Annotated in this window: 16 protein-coding genes; 2 read left to right on the top strand and 14 right to left on the bottom strand. The window is 56.0% G+C overall.

The genetic code is table 11. The features are described from left to right. Positions 1-188: 188 nt before the first annotated feature. The 6 genes from pigC to AC2IBB_RS29695 form a co-directional block, all read right to left on the bottom strand. Complete coding sequence (gene pigC / locus AC2IBB_RS29720) at positions 189-2,924, bottom strand: prodigiosin ligase PigC (protein ID WP_486330275.1); 2,736 nt, start codon at positions 2,922-2,924, stop codon at positions 189-191. A 26-nt stretch (positions 2,925-2,950) separates the two neighbouring features. After that, positions 2,951-4,648 carry an FAD-dependent oxidoreductase gene (locus AC2IBB_RS29715; RefSeq protein ID WP_486330274.1) on the bottom strand — a complete coding sequence of 566 codons (1,698 nt, stop codon included), beginning with the start codon at positions 4,646-4,648 and terminating at the stop codon, positions 2,951-2,953. A gap of 109 nt (positions 4,649-4,757) precedes the next feature. Continuing rightward, positions 4,758-5,171, bottom strand: a complete 414-nt coding sequence (locus AC2IBB_RS29710; RefSeq protein ID WP_486330273.1) for a DUF6041 domain-containing protein — start codon at positions 5,169-5,171, stop codon at positions 4,758-4,760. A gap of 232 nt (positions 5,172-5,403) precedes the next feature. After that, positions 5,404-6,552 carry a prodigiosin MBC biosynthesis dehydrogenase PigA gene (gene pigA, locus AC2IBB_RS29705; protein WP_486330272.1) on the bottom strand — a complete coding sequence of 383 codons (1,149 nt, stop codon included), beginning with the start codon at positions 6,550-6,552 and terminating at the stop codon, positions 5,404-5,406. Positions 6,553-6,937: 385 nt separating this feature from the next. Continuing rightward, the gene (gene dapA, locus AC2IBB_RS29700; protein ID WP_486330271.1) at positions 6,938-7,807 is read right to left on the bottom strand and encodes a 4-hydroxy-tetrahydrodipicolinate synthase; all 870 of its coding nucleotides are present in this window, start codon (positions 7,805-7,807) and stop codon (positions 6,938-6,940) included. A gap of 276 nt (positions 7,808-8,083) precedes the next feature. Continuing rightward, complete coding sequence (locus AC2IBB_RS29695; RefSeq protein WP_486330270.1) at positions 8,084-9,856, bottom strand: hypothetical protein; 1,773 nt, start codon at positions 9,854-9,856, stop codon at positions 8,084-8,086. A gap of 238 nt (positions 9,857-10,094) precedes the next feature. Between AC2IBB_RS29695 and AC2IBB_RS29690 the strand changes: the two genes are divergently transcribed. Further along, positions 10,095-11,351 carry a diguanylate cyclase gene (locus AC2IBB_RS29690; protein ID WP_486330269.1) on the top strand — a complete coding sequence of 419 codons (1,257 nt, stop codon included), beginning with the start codon at positions 10,095-10,097 and terminating at the stop codon, positions 11,349-11,351. A 15-nt stretch (positions 11,352-11,366) separates the two neighbouring features. Here the strand turns inward: AC2IBB_RS29690 and AC2IBB_RS29685 are convergent, their stop codons facing one another. Together AC2IBB_RS29685 and AC2IBB_RS29680 are read right to left on the bottom strand one after the other, a co-directional pair. Further along, entirely contained in the window at positions 11,367-12,257 is an 891-nt protein-coding gene (locus AC2IBB_RS29685) for a DMT family transporter (protein ID WP_486330268.1), read from the bottom strand. Between the two features lie 209 nt (positions 12,258-12,466). Next, on the bottom strand, positions 12,467-12,976 hold the full coding sequence (locus AC2IBB_RS29680) for a GAF domain-containing protein (RefSeq protein ID WP_486330267.1): 510 nt from the start codon (positions 12,974-12,976) through the stop codon (positions 12,467-12,469). 351 nt (positions 12,977-13,327) lie between these two features. Here AC2IBB_RS29680 and AC2IBB_RS29675 point away from each other — a divergent pair, with 351 nt between their 5' ends. Continuing rightward, positions 13,328-13,846, top strand: coding sequence for a hypothetical protein (locus AC2IBB_RS29675; RefSeq protein ID WP_486330266.1), 519 nt, complete (start codon positions 13,328-13,330; stop codon positions 13,844-13,846). Positions 13,847-13,852: 6 nt separating this feature from the next. On the opposite strand, the gene AC2IBB_RS29670 is transcribed toward AC2IBB_RS29675, so the two are convergent. From AC2IBB_RS29670 to dusB, 6 genes are all read right to left on the bottom strand, one after another. Continuing rightward, entirely contained in the window at positions 13,853-14,134 is a 282-nt protein-coding gene (locus AC2IBB_RS29670) for a circadian clock KaiB family protein (RefSeq protein ID WP_486330265.1), read from the bottom strand. Continuing rightward, positions 14,118-17,906 carry an EAL domain-containing protein gene (locus tag AC2IBB_RS29665; protein ID WP_486330264.1) on the bottom strand — a complete coding sequence of 1,263 codons (3,789 nt, stop codon included), beginning with the start codon at positions 17,904-17,906 and terminating at the stop codon, positions 14,118-14,120. Before AC2IBB_RS29665 ends, AC2IBB_RS29670 begins: the two co-directional genes overlap by 17 nt. 217 nt (positions 17,907-18,123) lie before the next feature. Further along, positions 18,124-19,422 (bottom strand): phosphoribosylamine--glycine ligase, encoded by a 1,299-nt coding sequence (gene purD / locus AC2IBB_RS29660; protein WP_486330263.1) that lies wholly within the window; start codon positions 19,420-19,422, stop codon positions 18,124-18,126. Positions 19,423-19,518: 96 nt separating this feature from the next. After that, a complete protein-coding gene (gene purH / locus AC2IBB_RS29655; protein WP_486330262.1) occupies positions 19,519-21,096 on the bottom strand; it encodes a bifunctional phosphoribosylaminoimidazolecarboxamide formyltransferase/IMP cyclohydrolase in 1,578 nt (525 codons plus the stop codon). 183 nt (positions 21,097-21,279) lie between these two features. After that, the gene (gene fis / locus AC2IBB_RS29650) at positions 21,280-21,588 is read right to left on the bottom strand and encodes a DNA-binding transcriptional regulator Fis (RefSeq protein ID WP_011399718.1); all 309 of its coding nucleotides are present in this window, start codon (positions 21,586-21,588) and stop codon (positions 21,280-21,282) included. Next, positions 21,585-22,595, bottom strand: a complete 1,011-nt coding sequence (gene dusB, locus AC2IBB_RS29645; protein WP_486330261.1) for a tRNA dihydrouridine synthase DusB — start codon at positions 22,593-22,595, stop codon at positions 21,585-21,587. Before dusB ends, fis begins: the two co-directional genes overlap by 4 nt. Positions 22,596-22,682: the final 87 nt, after the last annotated feature.

Genomic DNA, 22,682 nt, shown 5'->3' with positions numbered 1-22,682 from the left:
ATCTCCCTCTATTCTCGTCACTGTTCCAGGGACTTTTTCAGGCGCAAAGAAACCCCTGATCCCTGCTAGCTGGAATCTGTCTGCAGCCGGACTACAACTTGGCTGAGGTCGATGTTTAATTAACGCAAATTCAAAGCGGCCGATTTTTCTGTCTGTGGCGGGCCGCTACGCTCATTGCATCTTTTGTGTCAGGCGGATATCTGCTGGCTGGCGTCCTCCTTGCGTTCTTCTATGCGCACGATGCCCGCGTCTCCGTCGAGATAGAGCATATCTCCGGTGCGGATGCGGCGAGTGGTGGTTTTCGTGTTGACGATGGCGGGGATACCGAACTCCCGAGACACGATGGAGCTGTGCGATAACATTGATCCCACGTCGGCGACGACCCCGGCGGCGAGTACGAACAGCGGCGTCCAGGAGGCGTCAGTGAAACGGGCCACCAGTATCTCTCCCTGCTGAAACTCCTCCGCCTGCCGCGGCAGATCCGTGATCACACGGGCGCGACCCATGGCGACGCCGGGACTGGCGCCGATGCCCTGAAACACCTGGTTGTTATCTGTGGGCGCTGTTTCTGCGGTTTCCCGGCGGGGTTCATGTCCGCCGACAATCGCCATGGGCGGTTCCTGCAGACGCTGGTTTAGCAGGTGACTGCGGCGGTTTCGCTCAATCAGCTCAGCGGAGAAAGCCTGTTGCGCGGGTTTTCTTCCCGCCACGTAATCGCGCAGCTCGTTGAAGTCGATGTAAGGTAAGTCCTCCATTTTCAGCACTTTCTCCGCACTGAGGCGACGCATCACTTCGACGATGATTTTGCGGTAGAACCAGGTTTGCGCGATATAAGTGGGCCGGGTGGCTTCGCGTCGCTCCGCCATTTTGGCGTAGGTGGAGATGACGAACTTGAACAACAGACGAATGCGCAAGGGCAGGCCGGACAGCAAGGCGCGGGTGTCGTCGTCCCGTTTGCGATCAATCTCTTCCAGCCGCGACTCCAACTGCACGTCGCTGGTCAGGTACATACGAATCACCTGCAGCAGGTAACTGGGATCGTCAGCCCAACGGGGGATGCTGAGTTCAAACTCCTGACGGCCGCGGGCGCCATAGTCGCGCAGGAACGTCATGAAATCATTGTTCCAGAAGCGCGCGCCTTCGTCGTCGTTCTGTAGCGCCTGCGCCAATTGGTCCAAAGGCGTTTCCAGAACCAGTTGACGCAAGTGGCTGGAACGTTGAACGGAGGCCGTCAGATCACAGACGCTGCGCGTCACCTCGATGGTGCGCAGGTTGCTGAGAGACGCTTTGATGCGATTCTGTAACCCTTTTCCGGTGTCGCCGAGCCACTTTTCACATAACTCCGCGAGTGCGTCATACAGTGCGAATGACTGCAGAAAAAACGGCATATAGGCGGCGCAGGATTCCAGGAAGTAACGGTCGATACGTTGCAGTTCCGCATCCAGCTCGCGCAACGACATCGTGCTGAGATCCAGCTTCAGAAAGCGCTCGGTTTCCCGCTTGCGCAATGAGATCATGTCGCGCACGGTGCGCTCCGCAGTCGCCAAATTGCGCACTTGATACAGCGTCCAGTACCCCACGCTCTTGAGATATTGCAGCCCTTGCGGCGCTTTGCCGTAGGGGTTGGTGTAGAAGTTCAGGTCCACTTCCTCCGTAGAGTAACGCTTGGTGAACTTCAACGGGTCCCGGGTTGGGGGGCATTGAGTCAACAGCATCGCCGACGCGGAAATATTGAGATACACATGCCCTTGTAAATAACCCATGTAATGTTGTGAATCACCGATATCCAACAGCCCCATGGTTTTGACTGCAGGGCCGTGTACGTTGTGCTGGTAGAAGCGGCAGAACGACAACCCCAGCGGCGTCATCAACCCTGTGACGATCTCGCCGGTATCCATACGTGAGAACAGTGCGTTATCGCGTATGTAGCTGTTGCTTTCCTCTGCGTCCGCAAACAGCCGGTTGTCGCAGTTGGTTGGCGTGACGGTGATGGGGCGCGCCTGCAGAATCCAGATCTTGCCGTCCTTCAGCGCCCACTCAATATCCATCTCCCGCCCGTAATGGCTGCGAATGGCGTTGGCGTAACCCGCCAGGGCCAGAGCTTCGTTTTCGTTGAGGGTGGGGGCGCTGATTTTATCCGCCGCGGTTTTTTGCAGGCAGACGCCGCCGTTCTCCGCGCGGGTGGACATCAGCGGTTTTTCCCGCAGGGTTTGCTCCAGCAGTTCCATTTTCTGATTGTCGACGACAAAGGTGTCGGTGGTGACCTGACCTGAAACCACGCCTTCGCCCAGGCCCCAACAGGACTCGATCACCGTACGCTGCGGATCGCCGTTCAGGGGATCGGCGGTAAACAATACGCCGGCGGCGTCTGCGTCGATCATGGCTTGAATCACCACGGCGATGCCTTGCGTGGGGGCGTCAGCGTCGCTGCTGCGGCGTTGATCCTGACGGCCTTCGTAAGCGTGCGCGCGCTCTGTCCAGAAAGACCCCCAGCAGCGCTTTACGCAGTCCACCAGGGTTTCTTCGTTTTCTACATGCAGATAGGTGTCGTACTGGCCTGCAAAGGAGTGTTCTTCGCTGTCCTCGCTGATGGCGGAGGAGCGCACCGCTACGCGTGCAGCCCCGATATCCTTGTATGCGCCGACAATCGCCTGACGTAACGAGGAGGGCAGTTGCGTTTCCTCGATACGCTGACGGATTTGCGTAAAGGCGCTGGCGTCCTGTTGATCCAGACCGCTGATCCATTGGTCCAGTCCTGACTCGCGCAGGAAGGAGGCGTAAGCGTCCACGGTCAGACAATACGCCCTGGGTACGGGGAATCCCGCCGCCGCCAGTGTATTAAGCGAGCTGGCTTTGCCGCCCAGACTCTGAGTGTTGGACTTCTGTTGTCCGGAGACTTCAACAATATGCGAATCGTATGTCATGTCAGTTCCCTTTCCTTGGTTGGCGTCTAGCTCTGGGTTGTTGCGTAGTCGCCGATATGGGAAACGACGCTGCTGTGGGCGCGGAAGTGTTGGCGCACCTGTTCTGCGGCGTGGCAGCCCGCCCAAATGGCGCTTTCCATATTTCCCATGCCGACGCTGTCCTGATTGGCGAAGAACACCGCGCCGATGGGCTGGGAGGCGTTGGCGAACACGTCATGTTTCATTTGGCCGACTTTGGATACCACCAGACCGTGGGGCCAGCGCCATAATTTGATGTCTTCAATCAGGTCGGGGGAGTGACCGGTGGCGACCAGCATGTCGCGCACCTCGCCGTAGGCGGTTTGCTGCAGGTTGCGGAAGTCGGCTTTATCCAGCTTGCCCTGGTCGGCGGCGCCGGAAATAGGTTTCAGCAGAGTGAGTACGCCGAGGTCGCCGGCGTAGGAAGAGTCTTTCCAGTTCGCCGCCAGGCAGACGCCGCTACGGCACCAGCTATTCGGATAGCGACCGCTGATATCGCCTTCAATGACGTAGCCGCCGAAGTAATGGGTCAGCGCCGCTTTTTTCAGGTACACCCCGGCGATGGCGTAATCTCTGTGTTCGATTGCCGCAATGGCGGCTTTTTGATGCTGTGGTAGTCCATCCACCACCGATACGGCGGCGTGTTTGGCTCCGGCCCAGATCAGCGCATTGGCGTTGGCGTAATAATTTTTGCCTTCCTGCTGAAAACAGACTTTAACGCCCGCCTGATTTTGGGTGATGGAATAGGCTCTGGAGCCCGACTTGAATTTACAGGAGCCGGTGCTCATCAGACGCTGACGTATGCGATCTGCGATATAGCCGTTGCCGCCAGGGAAGGTGACCAGAGGACGGTAAAGATATCCCACCAGAAAATGCAGGCCGACATAGGCGGAGACGTCTTTTATGGAAAGGCACTCTACGCGCAGCGTGGTTTCCACCGCGTCTTTCACTAATGAACCAAAGCGATGTCTGGGAACCATGTCCTGAGGCAGAGAGCGCCGTGTCGCTGGATCGAACAGCAAGTCATGCAGAGATACGGAATCGAATAGCTCCATTTCTTCCCGCGTCCAGTCGCAGCCCTCCCGCCAAGGCATAGCAGGGTGTTTACCGGAATCAGGAGTGAAACGATTAAGATATTGAAACAAGTCGGCGAATATGGGATCGCCCAACTTCTTCTCCGCTGAGATGAAGGGTTTGCCGGACATGGCGCTGTACAGCAGGTTGGCGGTCAGTCCCCAGACGGCGGGTTTCAGCAGCTCTTTGGGCTGCTTCAACAAAGCGGCGGTGACTTCCCCCAAACCTTTCATCAGACGTTTGGTGTCAAAGACGACCAGGGTGTCTTCCGCGGTGGAGCGCCACTGGTTCCAAAGATCCAGATCCTGTAGCAGGCGAGAGACTTCATTGTCGCCGGTGGGCAACTGAAAGCAGGAGGCGCCGCTGGCGTATAACAGGCCATCCCGCTGTTCCAGACGAGCCGCGCCGCCGAAGCGATCCCGTTGATCCAGCACCAATAGCTTGCGCTCACGCAGCTTCCAGGCGGAAGACAGTCCGGATATGCCGCCGCCGACGACAATAACGTCATAATCGCCGGCGTGTTGCGGGGAAGATGTATCCGTATCGTCAAAGGTCCCTTGATTGCATTCAAAGTCTTTGCTGGGAAATACAGGTGCTTCGCCTGCATACTGGGAGTTATCTTGTGATTCCATCTGTTCCTACCCTTCCGTTGTTTTAGTTGAAATGAGTCCGACCACTTCCTGACGTGCGCAGATACTGTCGATTACAGACAAATTAAGAGGGGCCTGTTTGTCCGCCGAATTAATAGTGGGACATGGCGTACAGAGATTTCTTCTGACTGACGGATTCCCACAGGACAAGCAGGGCGACAATCAGAAAAATCAGATCCACGAACACAATCTGTGGAAACGCCCGGTGGAGTATGGTGACGAAGCCCGCCAACATGACGCACTGGCCGATCACCGCAGGAACCAGCATGCGATTGAGTAAGTAACAAAGACCGGATGCGAGTAGCGCAACGCCGCTGATCCAGGCCATCAATTGCGCATTACCCGCCAGCCACTCGCTTAGACCGGCCATCCAGGTTCCCTGGTTGGCGGCGGCGGCTTTCTGTAGCGTGACGCCGACATCTTCAATTTGCGGAAACGCCTTGGCGATGCCCGCCATGACATAGAGGGCGCCAAATAAGTATCTGAGGATCTTAACTATTTTCATTGGATCTGCTCTGCTCGCTGTAGTGCGGCCCGTAAGCGTGCGGGCTCTTGGTTATAAGTCTGGCGAGGGGCGGCGGCGCGTTTGTACTTTTCACAAGGCGAAAGCAGCCCCTGAAAGCCGGTGAGGGCTTTCAAAACTCAAGTGACGGGGTAATGCAGGCAAATCAGCCGAATCGGCTGCTACAGACTTCCTTTCCCGTATTTTCCTTTTTTAGACCGTATGAAATGTTGCGTCAGCGTAATCCCATATGTCTGGCTATCAGCTCTTTCTGAATCTCAGAGGTCCCCGAGAATATTCTCGATGGCAGGGAGTCCAGAAGCAGCCGGTCAACGCCGGCGGCGCTGGAAACGCCTGTACCGCCAAAGATCTGCATGGCGTCCAGTCCGCTTAACACGGAACATTCGGAGATCCAGAGCTTGCTCAGGGCGATGGCTTCCTCGTAAGGTTCGCCCTGATCGTATAGCCAGCCAGCCCGATACAGCAGGAGTCGGGAGGTTTCCAGGCGCAACTTCATATCCACCAGCCGATCCGAGATAGACTGATTGCGGCCGATGGACTGGCCGAACTGCTTTCGGTTGCGGGCATGGTCGATGCTTTGTTGCAACGCGCGCTCCATCGCGCCGACATAGGCGGCGAAAAGGCAGCCGCGTTCCCAGATCATAGAGTCATGGAACATCGGCGCGCCACCGCCTTCTTCACCCAGTAGGGCGGAAGCGGGAATGCGACAGTCGTCCATGTACAGCGAGCCCCATGGACTGGTGCACAAGCCGGTTTTGAAGCCGCCATCGGTTACGGCAAGCCCTGGGGTGTCCCGAGGAACCAGGAAGCCGCTGACCCCGAAAAAGCTCTGATTGGGATCCGTCTTGGCGTATATCAGGAACAGGTCGGCCACCGGGGCATTGGTGACGAAGCACTTTTCTCCGCGCAGGATGTAAGTGTCGCCGTCCCGGACAGCGCTGGCGCGCATGGCGAAAGCGTCTGAGCCGGATTCCGGTTCGGTGATGGCGTTGGCGGCGATAAGCTCGCCTTTGGATATGCGATGTAAGTAGTGTTGGCGTTGGGCGTCATCGCCGTAACGCCAGATAGGAACTGCGCAGGCGAACATGTGCGCGCAGAGTGAGAAGACAAGGCCCATGTCCGTGCAGCCGAAGCCGAGAGCTTCCACTGTCAGCATGGTGTCCAGGGCGCCGAAACCGGAGCCGCTCCATTGCTCGGGGATAGGGAGCCCGGACAGCCCCAAATTCGCAGCCCGGTTCCAGAGTTCGCGATCAAACGCGGATTCTGCAATACGTCGCCGGGCCGACTCCGAAAGTACTTGCTGAGCGAATTCCCGCACGTGGGAGACACGAGCGAGCTGCTCATCATCGAGTCGAAAGTCCATTACAAAGTCCTTCTTTCAGGATTTCCATAGATCGCTGAAAGCCGCGTCGGAACACTCCGCAGCGGCGGGCCCAGGTTACGACTCCGTAACGATGGGCGTCCTTAATCTCGATATACCCACTAATACTGCAGGTCAGTACTTCCGGGACCTGCTGGAGAGGCGGTAGGAGAAGTTTAAAATACCACTGCCATTCCAAAACACAATCATTGAAATAAATATTTCATCTTAAACTTTGTCGTCTCGCGGCGCGTTAGCCCTGATGTTGAGACGGTAGGAGTTTACTGCTTGTATTTTTTGTCCGTATCAGTAGGGATATTCTTATCGCGAATATTTCCTCGACGATATTATCATTTGGTATTAGACGCTTAATTGTACGATTATTGATCTACTCGTATAACTCGTTGATTATATTCTTGATATCCGATTTTGTTTGCTCGCTTAACGGAACGACGGGTAAGCGGCATTCCTCGTTACAAAGGCCTAACAGCGAAGCGGCGTATTTGGCGCCCGCCGGGCTGGGTTCGCGAAATAACGCTTCGTGCAGAGGCGCCAGCAAGTCGTGAATACGCAGGGCTTCGCGGAAGTCGCCTTGCAGAGTGGCGGTTTGCATTTGACCGTACAGGGCCGGCGCTATATTGGCGGAAACCGAGATGCAGCCTTGCCCCCCACTGGCGTTATAAGCGATGGCGGTCATATCGTCGCCGGAAAGAAAGCTGAAGGGCTTATTGATCAGCATGCGCTCGCGACTGATGCGGGCCAGATCCGTGGTGGCGTCCTTTACCCCGACGATGCGCGGCAACTCCGCCAGTCGCGCCATGGTTTCAGGCTTGATGTCTACAACCGCCCTGGGAGGGATGTTGTAGACGATGATGGGAATATCAATGGCGTCATGCACCATCTTGAAATGCTGATACAACCCTTCCTGAGAGGGACGGTTGTAATAGCCTGCGACGCAGAGCACCGCGTCCGCTCCCGCCTGTTGCGCGTGCTGGGCGTAACGCACCGCCTCTACGGGATTGTTGGAGCCGGCGCCGGCGATAACAGGGACTCGTCCGTGCGCTTGCTGCGCCACCAGGGCCACCACCCGTTTGTGTTCCTCCTCCGTCAAAGTAGGGGACTCGCCTGTCGTGCCTACCGGGACCAGGCCGTGAGCGCCATGTTTGATTTGCCAGTCTACGAGCCCGGCAAGCGCCTTCTCGTCCACTTGGCCGTTGATGAATGGCGTTATCATGGCGATTAAGGAACCACGAAACATAAATTAACTCCTTGGCAATAGAATTGACGTACCTGGGTTACGGACAAAAAAAAACCGGCGGCGAAACATTCGCGACCGGTTTTTTTCATGGATTCCCCAGAAATTATTTTATTTGCATGCGCAAATCCCGGCCGCAAGGTGGAACCCCGGTTTCCCAGTCTTTCGTTTGAGCAGGAATGAAAATTTCGGCACGAGAATAAATCGTTAAGTAAATCAGACACCGGACTACTTTAATGCGGTCACGCGGCGACATCAATCTGAAATTATCCGGCGGCGTTACTCTTGCGGGTCGGAGTAGTTCAGTGTCATCGTCGCTGGCGTATCATCGGCGGTGAGCCACTGCCCGTCCGCGCCGGGAGATTGATAGCTGGCGTCCATGTAGTAGCCGGCTTGCGACTCACTGACGCTGTAGTAAGTGATGGCGTCGTCGCCGATTTGCTCTACGGTGGGGGCGGTCTGTGTGTTGTAAGTGGCGCTCAGGCTGTACTGAGATTCTTCCCCCTGCCGCTCCCAGCGTCTGGATAAGGTCGCTGGCGTATCGTCTTTGGTAAACCAGACGCCATCCGCTCCCGGCGCGCGAAAGCCAGCCTCCTCGATGCTTTCCCGGTCCGCGCTGGTTGTGGAGGTGTAGTATTCGTTAATCAGGTCATCGTCGGTGAATGGCTTCCTGTCCGGGCCCGTCGAGCTGTAATTGATCCAGCGGCTGAAGGCGCCGTTCTCATCGTTCTCGCTCTTGGCGTGACTGGCCAGTAAATCATCCTGCGTGAACCAGACGCCGTCAGGGCCGGGATTATTCACCTCTAAGCTGTAGATATTGTGAGCGTCGGCGTCGCTACGCTCCTCGGAGTAGCCGAAAGGAATGTCGTCTGCTGTGCGCCACAGTCCGTCATAACCGGGATCGCGGTAATAGACAGTGCGGGTAAGGCCGTCTTTGGTGGTGGTGATGCTGTAATCGGTCAGACGGTCGTCCTGCGTCAGCCATACGCCATCCTTGCCGGGAGAGGCGTAATTGGCGACGGCGCTGCTGTCATTGTCATAGTCGGAGACGCTGAAAGCGCTGATCTGATCGTCTGCATTTTCCCACACGCCATCGGCGCCGGGATGACTGTAGACCCAACTGGCGGTGCGGACTTTGTCGCCTTTAACATCCTGCTCGTCGCGGCTCACGTCGAGGATGACGTCATCATCGGTGAAACATTGATTATCTGCGCCTTGCCGACTGCGCTTGTACAGGGTCACGGAGTGTTCTTCGTCGCCCTCCGTGCTTTGCAGGGCGCAGTTGTCTGAAGCGTCGTCATCGGTGAACCAGATTGCGTCGGGGCCAGGACCTTGGTACAGCGCAGATTGGTATAGCCTGTCCGAAGAGCGTAAACGGGTGTAACTCTCCGGGATGTCGTCGGCGGTGAACCAGGACTCATCAGGTCCGGGGGAGATAAAGATCGCCTCCAGGGTTCTTTCCGCTGCCGAACTGGTGCGAACATAGCGGCTGATCTCATCGTCGCCGGTGAACCAAAGCTGATCGGAGCCTGGACTTATGTAATTAACGTTAAAGTTGACCTGCTCGTCGTCGCGAAACTCTCTCCACTCCTCGAAATAACCGGTGATGTGACCGTCCTGGAATTCAATGCCGCGATAGCGATAGGTATCGTCAGTGGTGAAGGTCAGATCGATAGCGCTGACCGCTTCGCCTTTTTCATTTTTCAGGCCGTTCACCTTTAACGCGACGTGCGTCGACAGAGGCGTCGGCGTGGATAGGCGTAAGGTCAACACACGGGCCTCGGCGTCGTACTCCCGTTCGATGATTTCAATGTTTCTCGCCGGAGTCAGAGCCAACTCCATGGGGCTGGTCTGGATGCTGGCGGGGTCCAGTGCGTCATTGAAGAAAAGCTTGATGACCGGGATGGCGGCGGCTTTGGTTTCACCCGTCGCTGGGGTGGAATAGGCCAGGGCTTCGTTGTTTGTGGTTGTCGCAGGGCCGGAAAGACCCGCGCATCCCTGCAGTCCGATGACGGCCGCAGTCAGGCAGATGATGGTAGTATTGGTTCGCATGGACGTCCTATGCCGGATTGTTGAGTATTAGCCAAGCAGATCAATAGGATTATTGTAAGTTGGGGCAGGCTAGCAGAAGCAATTTTTAACGCCAATTAGCCGGAAGTTCTATTATTAACATGGCGATGATATTGGCCTGATTAATACTTGCCGCGCGGTGCGCTTCAACTAATCTTAGAAGATAGGATGTAGACTCACCCGACTCTCTTGTCGAATTGCCGCAAAGACATACTCTGGCATGAATGAACGAATTCTTCTGATTGAAGACAGTGTGATGATCACGAAAGTGCTGCGTCACCTGATCAAGACCGAGCTTGGGCTGCCCTGCGATAGCGCAGGGACGCTGCAGGAAACCCAGGAATTTCTGGAAAAAGATCCCAACGCCTATTTTGTGACAGTGGTGGACCTGCACCTGCCGGACGCGCCCAATGGCGAAGTGCTGGACTACGTACTGTCGAAAAAACTCCCTTGCATCGTACTTACCGCCACTTATGACGAAGGCAAACGGGAAACCATTCTGCAAAAGCCGATCGTCGATTACGTTGTCAAAGAAAGTCGTTATTCCTATGAATATGTCACCCGCCTGATTCGTCGACTGCTGCGCAATCGCAGCATTAAAGTGGTGGTGGCGGATGATTCCGATACGTCCAGGCAATATGTGCGACAACTCTTGGGCACGCACCTGTACCAGGTGCAGTTGGCTAAACACGGGCGTGAAGCGTTGGAAATGATCAAGGCGGACCCTGAAATCAAAATGCTGATTTCCGACTACAACATGCCGGAAATGGATGGCTTTGAACTGACCCGGGCGCTACGCAGGGAGTACGATAAGAAGGATTTGGTGATTATAGGTTTGTCTGGATACGGCAGCGCGACGCTATCCGCCAAATTTATCAAGAACGGCGCCAATGACTTCTTGATGAAGCCTTTTTTTCACGAGGAGTTTCATTGTCGCATCATGCATAACATCGAAGCCATGGAGAACATTCAGGCGTTGAACGATGCGGCCAATCGGGATTATCTGACCGGCATGTATAACCGGCGTTATTTGTTCAGCGCGGCCAAGGAGCTGTATCGGGTCGCCAAGGAAAATGGCGAGCCCTTGACCTCGGCGATGATTGATGTGGACCACTTCAAACGTATCAACGACACTTATGGACATGAGGCGGGAGACCGCGCTATTTGCGCTTTCGCTGAGATGATAGGGGAAACCTTTACGGATTATCTCGCGGCCCGTTTTGGCGGCGAGGAATTCTGCGTATTGTTTCCCGGCATGAGCATCGAGAAGGTCTCGCCAATGCTGGAGTCGTTTCGACACAAAGTGGAGCAGACCTCTATCCCGTTTCTTTCCGATCACCTGCGTCTGACGGTCAGCATCGGCGCCACGGATGTGCTGGGAGATTCACTGGACAATCTGATCCGGCGGGCCGACGTCCTGTTGTACGAGTCCAAGGACAACGGACGCAACCGCCTCACAACGGATGAGGATATTTAACCTCTCAGAGTGCTCTCAGGCCTTTGACAGCGCCGGCTTACCCGCCAAAGCGCCGCGTCGCGCCAAATATAATCCGGCCACTACCAGCGCGACCCCAACACCGGTTTGCAGCGTTAAGGGCTCGTCAAATAACAGGTAAGCCATAACTGCTGTGGTGGGTGGCGTCAGGTACAGATACTGGGTCACTTTGGTGGCCTCGCCGATTTTCAGCATATACAGCCACAACAATACCGCCGCCAGTGAAAGCACGAACACGGACCACATCCAGGCGCCGATAAAGTTGGGATTCCATTGCACCTCACGAGTTTCCAGCGTAAAGGCGGCGATCAGGAACATGATCAGCGCTGCGATATATTGCCACAAGCCGCCAGCGATCAAGTCCGTCTTGCCCCCTTTAACCGATTGCCAGAGCGTCGCTCCGGATATGCCGAGCAAGGCGATGATGCTGGCGCTCAGGCCTTCGCCGGTGATGTGACCGGATAGTTTTCCTCCCTGTAGCACCACTACGCCTAACCCCGCCAGCCCTAGCATTACGCCGACCCATTGCAAGGGACGCAGGGGCGAGCCGATACCCAAAGGCCAACTGACCAGCGCGGTCAGCAAAGGCTGCACTCCGACAACCAGGGCGACGATTCCCGCCGGCATGCCCGCTGCAATGGCGTAGAACACGCCGCCGAGATAGAGGCCATGTGTTCCTATGCCGGTTATCATCTGCTGGCGGCGCTGCTCGGCGTTAAGTCGAGGACGCTTCATTACCATTGCGAGGAAGGCGAACAGGGGGACCACCAACAACATGCGCAGGCTGAGAAATGTAAAGGGCTCGGCGTAAGGCAGGCCCCATTTGGCGCTGACGAACCCGGTCGCCCACAACAAAACAAAAAGATAAGGGATATAGGTGGCCTGCATACAGTCTCTATCGCCGCAACGGCATTAATTTATCGAATTGAGGATCTTTATTGTACGGGGAGCGTTAAATCTACGATAAGCCACAGATTGTCGGCGTTTGCAGGTATACAGATTGATGGCGCTGATTCTGTTATGACGCCAGCGAGGAGTACAGATACGACCTTAAACAGCCCTCGGTATTTATCCCGAAGGCTTAGTATATTGCGGGTTCAGAACAAGGAAGTCGGAGCCAGGGGGATCAGGTCGGTCAGCAGTTCCGCCAGAAAACGCTCATCGACGGTGTCGAAAGCGTCTATGTGGTCAGAGTCGATATCAAGCACGGCGGCGACTTCGCCATTGGCGTTGAACAGCGGCAAAACAATTTCGCTTTGCGTTGTGCCGGAACAGGCGATATGGCCAGGAAATTCATTAACGTCAGGTACCAGCTGTACTTTTTGCTCGCGCGCGGCAGCGCCGCAAACGCCTCGGTTGAACGGAATGGTAAGGCAACCGTGACCGCCCTGATACGGACCTACTTTCATTAATTCATGGGCGACGACGCGGTAAAAACCGGTCCAGTGGAAATACTCGAAGCGATGATGAAGCTCGCAGACAACGGTGGAAAGAACCGCCGTCCAGTCCGTTTCTCCCTCAATGGCGTGACGGATCGCCCGCAGGGTATGTTGGTAATGAGCGGATTTTTCTTCCTCGGAGCTCAATAAAGGCAAGCTGTCATACATGGTTACGTATTCCCTGAATAAAAACGCTCATTATCATAGCGGCTGCGTTGGCGGCTTGGCCATATTATTAACATGGCGATGATACTGTCATGTTCATCCGCAGACGCATGGATACGCCTGTGTAGCGGCTAGCCGCGGGAGACAGGGCCTGACACGAGCCGGCGCTGGAGAAAATTGCCCGAAATCAGATAAGTAGCGGAATGTCACTGAAATAGTCGCGGAATTCAGTATGATCGCGAAAACGCCTACCGATGGCTTTTCGAGTGGAGTGGCTGTCCATGGAACTGATCTAGAAAGGCTATCTATAAGAACTATTTATAAGAACTGCCTACAACGGCTGCGAGGGATATTATGCTGAGACAACGGCTTTCGGGACTGGCGCTCGCGCTGACCTGCATGGGACTGACGGGCTGCTGGGCCGGCGCTGCGGCGGTGGCGACGGATGTGGCGATCGTCAAGCGCACGGAGCAAAAACATGATTTCGTCCATTCGGTGAAAGAGGGGTACGCCAAATACCAGAATGACTTCGAACGTGTCGACTGCCCGCGCCAGCAGTACCGCATCAGCCCGGAGATCATTGAGTTTGTGAAAAACCGGCCGCCCCATGGACTGGATCAGGCGATCGAGCTGCTGTTGGAGATCTACAACGATAAAACCCAGTCCGCGGAAGTACGCTCCCACGCTTTATATCATGTCGCCGTCGCGTATATGCGGCGCAGAGAAAGCAATCTGGATCTGGCTAAAGGCTATCTGTTGACCATCAAGGAAGAGTTTCCCGGTACGCATGATTGCGTTATCGCTTACCTGTTGGAAGAGATCAAAGAGCGAAAAGCCTATCAGGAGCAATTGGACGCGCTGGAGGACGAATAAGCGCGATCAGGGCGTTTTAAGGTCGAGCAGCTCCAATATTTTGGCGCTGTCGGACAGGTCGCCGATGACCCGTCGGTGTCCCCGCGCCAGCGTTGGCGTCGCCAGCACCGACTCTCTTTCTGCTGCCTGAGGGCTCTGGTCGAGATCGATAATGCGCAGAGAACAACGGCCCGCCAGGACGCTCTCGCAAAGGTGACGCGCGGCGCGTATTGCATTGAGCGATACTTTGGAGGCGGATTGCACGTAGAGTGTAAGTTCCACGGGCGAGGCGTCAGGCTCTGGCCGCATCGCTGACTCCATCCACAGTATCCAGCAATCGCGACTGGCGTTCTTTTTCGTATTGTTCAAAGGCTTCGGTGACGACTTGCTGCAGCTTGTCGTCCTGCCAGGGTTTGGTCAGGAATTTGAAAATCCAGCCTTTGTTCACGGCTTCTGTGATGGTCTCCATGTCCACATAGCCAGTCAGAATCAGGCGGATCGCATTGGGATGCAGCTCCTTGACCCGGTTGAGAAACTCAGTGCCTGACATATCCGGCATGCGCTGATCGGAGATGACGACCTGGATCGGAGTGCGCGCCATGACGTCGAATGCCTGACGCGACGTGGTGGCGTGGTAGACGTTGAACTGGTGACGCAGCAGACGTTTAATGGCGCTGCCCACGTTCATTTCGTCATCCAGCACCAACAGGTTGCGGGCGGCGGCGGAGGGTGGAGGACGCACGGAACGGATACGGGGGCTGGCCAAGAGGGCCTCGACGTTTTTCGCGCCTGCCGGGCGTCCCAGAAAATAACCCTGGCCGACGTCACACCCCAGACGCTGCAAATAGCGTAGCTGGGCTTCCGTTTCGATGCCTTCCGCGACCACCTGCATGTGCATGCTCCTGGCCATGGACATGACGGTGCGGGCGATGGAGGCGGTATTCGGGTCGGTAGTGATATCGCGCACGAAGGTGATGTCCAGTTTCAGCCGGTCAAAGGAAAAGCTGCGCAGATGGCTGAAGCTGGAGTAACCAACGCCGAAGTCGTCCACCGCTAGTTTGAGCCCTTGTGCTTTCAGTACATTCAGGCGTTCGCGCATTTCGTCCACATTGCGCATGATAGCGCTCTCGGTGAGTTCGATTTCGACGTGCCGGCAGTCGACGTCCGTTTCCTTCAGGATGTCGTGCAGCGCGTTGTCGAAACGCGCCATGGTCAGTTGCTTCGCAGACAGATTGATGGACATGGTCAGGGGATGGGAAACCTGCTCGGACCAGACTTTCGCTTGTAGACAGGCGGTGTGCAGCACCCACTCTCCAATCGCGCCGATAAGGCCTGTTTCCTCCGCAATGGGGATGAACTTTCCGGGCGGGATGTCGCCCAGCTCTGGCTCATGCCAGCGCAGCAGCGCTTCCACGCCAGTGATGACGCCGCTGCGCAGGTCCACCTGAGGCTGATATTCCAAGTGGAACTGCTGCTTCTCCAGTGCGGCGCGCAGGCGTACTTCCAGGTCCAGACGCTCCATAGCGGTTTTGTTGAGGTCTTCGGTAAAGAAATGGAAACGGTTGCGGCCTTCCCCTTTGGCCAGATACATGGCGATATCCGCGTTTTTGATCAGCACTTCGGGATGGTCGCCATCCTGGGGATAGATACTGACCCCGATGCTGGCGGAAACGCGGATATCGCGATGATTCAATTGAATAGGCTGGGCGATCACGTCCATCAGACGGGAAATGAAACTGGCGACTTTCTCCGGCGGTGAGATATCTGGAAGAAGGATGACGAATTCATCGCCGCCATAGCGCACAACCGTGTCGCTGGCGCGCGCCATGCCGGAAAGCCGTTTCGCGATCACCTTCAACAGAGCGTCGCCAGCGTTGTGGCCGAGGCTGTCGTTGATCAACTTGAACTGGTCGATATCCAGAAAAACGATCGCCACCTTGTGTTTGTTGCGGGCGGCGCGCCATAGCTCCTGGCCAAGGCGGTCGCGCATCATGTTGCGATTGGGAAGGCCGGTCAGGTCGTCATGGCTGGCTTGGTACTCCAGTTGCTCCTGATAGTGTCGGCTCTGGGTGACGTCGTTAATCACCGCGACAAAATGAGTAAGCATACGCCGGTCATCATAGACTGGCGCAATATGCAGCTCATTCCAGAACAGCGCCCCATCTTTGCGCTGGTTGCGTAATAACACGCAGCCTTCTTCCCGGTTGCGGATCAAAAAGTGCAGAGACTCTCTGCGTCGGTCTTCATCGATGTCGCACTGGAGAAAAAACGGACCTTTGCCCAACACTTCATCGCTGCCGTATCCTGTAATGCGCTCGAACGCCGGATTGACGTACACCAAAGGTAAATCAGGACGGCGCGCGTTGAGGATCAGAATTCCGTTGGGGGTGGACTCCACGGCGCGATTGCGCAGGCGCAGAGACTCTTCCGCTTTCTCTCTGGCGTGTCGCGTGCGCAGGGAGACAACGCCGTAATAAAGGTCGTCCGCCAGTTGTTCTAGCAGCTCAATCTCCTCATGATCGAACGCTTCCGCGTATTCTGAGTAGATGACCATGACGCCCAGCGTCTCGGGCGATTTACCCACGGGCAAGGCGATCATGGATTGACTCAGGAGCTGATTGTCCGCGCTTGCGGGGAGCCCGTAGACGCTGGACAGGTTATGCAGTGAAACTGAGCAGTCGTTCCGCAGCGCGCGGGTCACGGGATCATCGCCGTTGAGCGTCCGAGGGCGCTCTTTCATGAGTGAAAAAGGCGTCTCGTCTCCCGCCAGGATTACTGTACTTGCGAGGTCCAGACGCCCGTCATCCACCCAGCCGAACCAGGCGGTTTGATGACGACCCACCCCCACCAATTGACGGCAGAAAGACTCTATCAGACGTCGCTCGTCATTTTCTCTGACCAAGTGATGATCACAGGCCGTGAGAACCGCCAGGGTGCGGTTACGGCGTTGCAGCAATTGCTCGCGCTTACGATGATCCGTCACATCATGCAGGGTGATCAGGTGGGCCTGAATATCGTTCCAGGGTAACGGTTGCGCACGCATTTCAGCTATCCGTTTACCGCCTCTGGGAAGCTCGACTTCAGCATAGTCGCCAAGCAGACAAGGGACCCCGAAGGACTGGCCGACCAACGTGTCCCTGGGCTTTCCGAAAATACGCTCCGCCGCCGGATTGGCGAAGCGGATGACGCCAGCGTCGTCGATAACCAGAATGCTGTCGGCTTCGGCGGAGACCAGCGCGCCCAGACGGTTTTCGCTGCGGCGGAGCGCGTTTTCATTGTGCTTTTGTTTGCTGATGTCGGTGACATAGAGATTGGCGATTTTATCCTGGGAGGACGGAGAACGATCACAGGACAGGGTGAGAAGAAAGTGCCGCCCGTTGCGCTCCAGCTCCAACGTCTCGGTGTCGCCTGAGTCCATCACTTTCTGCAGGGAGGGGGTCCAGGTGGCGGGAATCTCCTCGCCGATAGCGGTCCCCCACAGCTTGAGGAACTCCGCCGCTGCGTAATTGACGTAAATGATGGCGCCGTCGCGGGTGGCGCGCAGGATGGGGTGAGGGCTTAAGGTCGCCAGACTGGCCATGGAGCTAATCTGCTCACTGGTTTCACGGCTGTCGGTGATGTCGCGGCCAATGGATTGAAACTCCAGCAGGCGTCCCCGTGTATCGAAGATTCCCCGATCCGTCCAGAGCAGCCAGCGTTCCGCGCCGGCGCCGTCAAGAACTTTGCGTTCCTGTTGGCTGACGGGGGAATCTGGGGTAATCCGGCGAGTTTGCTCCTGTATCGCCTCATGTTCTTCCGGCGGCGACAGGGTGAACATGGATTGTCCAAGCAAGGCTTCCCTGGAGGTCCTGAAGTAGTGGCGACACTGCGCGTTGACATAAGTGATGACGCCATTTGGTTTCCAACGGCAGATCAGTTCGGGGATGTCGTCGAGGATGAATTGGAAGCGGGCTTCATGAGGAACGGCTAAAAAAGGTCCTTTGATGGGGCGACGGCCGCCAGGAAGAGCTTTTTCGACGTCGGGGTCCACCTGTGGCTGGCGTTGGCGCTGACGTCCGCTGTTCCGTGTTCTCTTCGGCATCCATCGTTGTCCTTATAAGCCCTGAAATCACTCAGTCGGTTTCAAAAGAATAGGTCAGCTTACTCAATATATCCATGGCGCAGAGGCGGGAATCATGGGGTAGTGGGCGCATCGCCAAGGGAGTGGAAAGGGAAGGGAGGTTAAGTGCAGGAAATCGCGGCGGATTTATTTATGTGAGAAATTGGCGGCGAAATTTCGCCGCCAATAAAAGCAGATGTCAGATGTTTTTATTCGCCTGTTCCCGAGCGATCGCGCGGTAAGCGATATCTTTACGGTAGTACATATCTCGCCAGTTGATCCGGGCGACTTGTTCATAGGCTTTGCGTTGCGCTTCGGTTACGTCAGCGCCCAATGCCGTGGCGCACAATACGCGCCCACCATGGGTAACAACCTGTCCATCGCGCATTGCTGTGCCTGCGTGAAATACTTTGGCGTCATCCCGGTCGGCGTTTTCCAGCCCGGCAATGGCGGCGCCTTTGGCGTAGCTGTCCGGATAGCCGCCAGCGGCCAGCACTACGCCTACTGCAGCGCGGGCGTCCCACTCTGAGGCCTTGCTGTCCAAAGCGCCCTCGGTAGCGGCGATGCACAGTTCAACCAGGTCGGACTGCATGCGCATCATGATGGGCTGAGTTTCGGGGTCGCCGAAGCGGCAGTTGTACTCAATGACTTTGGGCGCGCCATCTGCGTTAATCATCAAACCTGCGTACAGGAAGCCCACGTAATCGTTGCCTTCTTGCGCCATGCCTTGCACGGTTGGGTAAATCACTTCACGCATGATGCGTTCATATACGTCGTCAGTGACGACTGGCGCAGGAGAGTAAGCGCCCATGCCTCCCGTATTGGGGCCCGTGTCGCCGTCGCCAACGCGTTTGTGGTCCTGGCTGGTGGCCATGGGCAATACATGTTCGCCATCCACCATGACGATGAAGCTGGCTTCTTCGCCTTCCAGGAATTCTTCAATCACTACGCGGTGTCCTGCGTCCCCGAACTTGGCGTCAGCCAACATATCGCTCACAGCGTCTTCCGCCTCTTCCAGGGTCATCGCAACGATAACGCCTTTACCTGCGGCCAGGCCGTCCGCCTTCACCACAATCGGAGCGCCCTGTTCACGCAGGTAGGCGATAGCGGGCTCGATCTTAGTAAAACTTTGATAGGCGGCGGTAGGGATGCTGTGGCGAGCCAGAAAATCCTTGGTGAAGGCCTTGGAGCCTTCCAGTTGCGCGGCGCCCTGTGAGGGACCGAAGATTCGTAAGCCTTCCGCCTGGAAGCGGTTAACAACGCCCTCCACCAATGGGGCCTCCGGGCCGACGATAGTAAGCTCCACTTGGTTGTCTTTGGCGAAAGCAATCAGCGCATCGAAGTCGAGCACATCAAGCGCCACGTTCTCCAGTTTGGGCTCCAGAGCTGTGCCGGCGTTGCCGGGGGCGACAAATACGGTTGTTACATAATCCGCCTGCGCCGCTTTCCAGGCCAGGGCGTGCTCCCGGCCGCCGCTGCCGATGACCAAAACATTCATCTCTCTGCTCCACATTTGCTTACGGAGGATAAGGCTCCGTGGTAATTGGGGTTGTGCGGCCACGTTAGTCTGACGCCTGTGGCCGCTGGTGCGGAATTAGTGGCGGAAATGGCGCATGCCAGTGAACACCATGGCGATGCCGTGTTCATTGGCCGCGTCAATGACTTCCTGGTCTCGCATCGAGCCGCCGGGTTGAATGATCGCTGTAATACCCGCCGCCGCCGCCGCGTCAACACTGTCCCTGAATGGGAAGAAAGCGTCCGAGGCCATGACCGAGCCTTTGACTTCCAGGTTCTCATCCGCCGCCTTGATCCCTGCGATTTTGGCGCTGTAGACGCGGCTCATCTGGCCGGCTCCGATGCCGATGGTGCGTCCGCTCTTGGCGTAAACGATTGCGTTGGACTTCACGAATTTGGCGACTTCCCAGGCGAACAGCAGGTCGTTCAGTTCCTGTTCCGTCGGCGCACGATCCGTCACCATTTTCAGCGCATCCATGTTCACCATGCCCAGATCACGATCCTGCACCAGCAAACCGCCAGTGACGCGCTTGAAGTCGAACGCGCTAAGGCGCTCGCCCTGGAAATCTCCGCACTCCAGAACTCGTACGTTGGTCTTGGCGGACAGCGCGGCGCGGGCGCCTTCGCTGACTTTGGGCGCAATGATCACTTCCACGAACTGGCGGGAAATGATCGCCTGTGCGGTGTCAGCGTCCAATTCGCGGTTAAAGGCGATAATGCCGCCAAAAGCGGAGGTGGGGTCTGTCGCATAGGCCAGTTCATAGGCTTGTTTGATGTCTACGCCAATGGCGACGCCGCAAGGATTGGCGTGCTTGACGATAACGCAGGCGGCGTCGGCGAATGGCTTCACGCATTCCAGCGCAGCGTCGGTGTCTGCAATGTTGTTATAAGACAATTCTTTGCCTTGCAATTGATTTGCCGTAGAGACTGAGGCTTCGCGCGCGTTCGCCTCTACATAAAAGGCGGCGCTCTGGTGAGGGTTTTCTCCATAGCGCAGAGCCTGCTTCTTAATGAACTGCTGGTTGAGCGTGCGCGGATAAGCGCTTTCTTCGCTTTGAACCTTCAGGCCGAGATAATTGGCGATGGCCCCGTCATAGGCGGATGTGTGCTCAAACGCTTTGACGGCGAGATCAAAGCGGCGTGCGAAAGCCAGCCCCCCATTGTTGGCCTGCAACTCCGCGACGATACTGTCGTAGTCGGAAGGGTTGACCACGATCGCTACATCTTTATGGTTTTTCGCAGCAGAACGCACCATTGTCGGGCCGCCGATATCGATATTCTCTATGGCGTCTTCCAGTGAGCAATTTGGGCGTGCGACAGTGGCTTCGAAAGGATAAAGATTAACAACCACCAGATCGATTGGCGCGATGCCATGTTCCGCCATCACTGCGTCATCCTGACCGCGACGGCCCAGTATGCCGCCATGTACTTTCGGGTGCAGCGTTTTCACCCGACCATCCATCATTTCCGGGAAGCCGGTGTAGTCCGAGACTTCACGCACGGGAATGGATTCCTGCTGCAATAGTTTATAAGTGCCGCCGGTGGACAGAAGCTCTACGCCGAGATCGGCCAGAGATCTGGCGAATTCGACGATGCCGGTTTTATCGGAAACGCTGATGAGCGCTCGTTTGATCTTCACATTATCTGGGCTGGACATGATAAGTTGATCTCTCGCCTTAGTGCAGAATTACCAGGGTCAGTTGCCGAAACGCCAACAGGCCCTAGCGTAAAAAGCTTAGCCTGTTGCGCAAAAAACAAAAGAGGGCTCTTGTACCGGACATTTCAGCGTTGGATGAGAAATGTCGGCGAGCCCTCTTTTAAAAGATGTGTGATTAAGTGATTACAGCAGGTCGTACTGCTTCAGCTTCTTGCGCAGAGTGCCGCGGTTCAGGCCCAGCAGAACAGAAGCCTTGGTTTGGTTGTTGCGAGTGTATTTCAGCACCTGCTCAAGCAGGGGAGCTTCAACTTCGGAAAGCACCATTTGATAGACGTCTTTGACGGGAGCTCCGTCCAGTTGCGCGAAGTAGTTCGCCAGCGCCTGATCAACGCTGTCGCGCAGTGTCATGGTTTGAGTGGCCGACTGCTCCACGGTCAGTAATTTATTAGCTCCAGAACCGGTTTCTGTTGTAACGATAGATTCTGTAGTCATGCGGCTTTTTCCTCTCCTTCAATACTCAGATGCTCAAAAAAGTGATGGAGTTCATCCAGCTGCGCTTGAGCATCGTTTAAACGATTAAATTGTGACTTGAAAATGGCCCCAATATTTGCGGTTTGCAGATACCATCCCACATGCTTGCGTGCGATGCGGACGCCTTGGTAGTCGCCATAAAACTCGTGTAACGCTTTAATATGACCGATGAGTATCTGCTTAATCTCATCCATTGGCGGTTCCGGTAAGCGCTCTCCGGTAGCGATAAAGTGTTCGATTTCTCGGAAAATCCAGGGACGTCCCTGGGCTCCTCTGCCGATCATCAAAGCGTCGACGCCAGTGTAATCCAGCACATGCCTGGCTTGTTCAACACAGGTAATATCGCCGTTGGCCACCACTGGAATGGAAACGCTTTGCTTTATTTCAGCTATAGTGTCGTACTCCGCCGTTCCCTCGTATTTGCACTCGCGGGTCCTGCCGTGTACAGCGAGTGACTGTATGCCGCAATCTTCCGCAATGCGCGCGACAGTCACCCCGTTCCGGCTTTGCCGGCTCCATCCGGTGCGTATTTTCAACGTCACTGGCACGGAGACAGCGCTTACCACAGCCGTCAATATATCTTTCACCAGGGCTTCATCTCTTAACAACGCTGACCCCGCCGCTTTGTTGCAGACCTTTTTAGCGGGACAACCCATGTTGATATCGATGATTTGCGCGCCATGTTCGACGTTGTATCTCGCCGCTTCGGCTAACATTTCCGGCTCAGCGCCGGCAATTTGCACAGCAATGGGCTCGCCTTCGCCGTCGTGATCCATACGTAATCTGGATTTTCGGGTATCTCGCAGATCCGGATTCGCAGCCATCATTTCCGATACCGCGAGGCCTGCGCCCAGACTACGGCACAGCAGCCGGAAGGGGCGGTCGGTCACTCCAGCCATTGGGGCCAGTATCAAATTGTTATGCAACTCATAAGGTCCAATTTTCACGGCCGCTTCCGCTCTGGTCATAAGAAATGACTAAAAAGTGTTCGCCCTGGATAGGGGTGCCTATGATACTCAGTTGATTAATGACGGGAAAGACTTGAAATTTTAAAA

This window comes from Hahella sp. NS-SX17, assembly GCF_057367735.1.
This window is presented reverse-complemented; position numbering and strand designations above follow the sequence as displayed.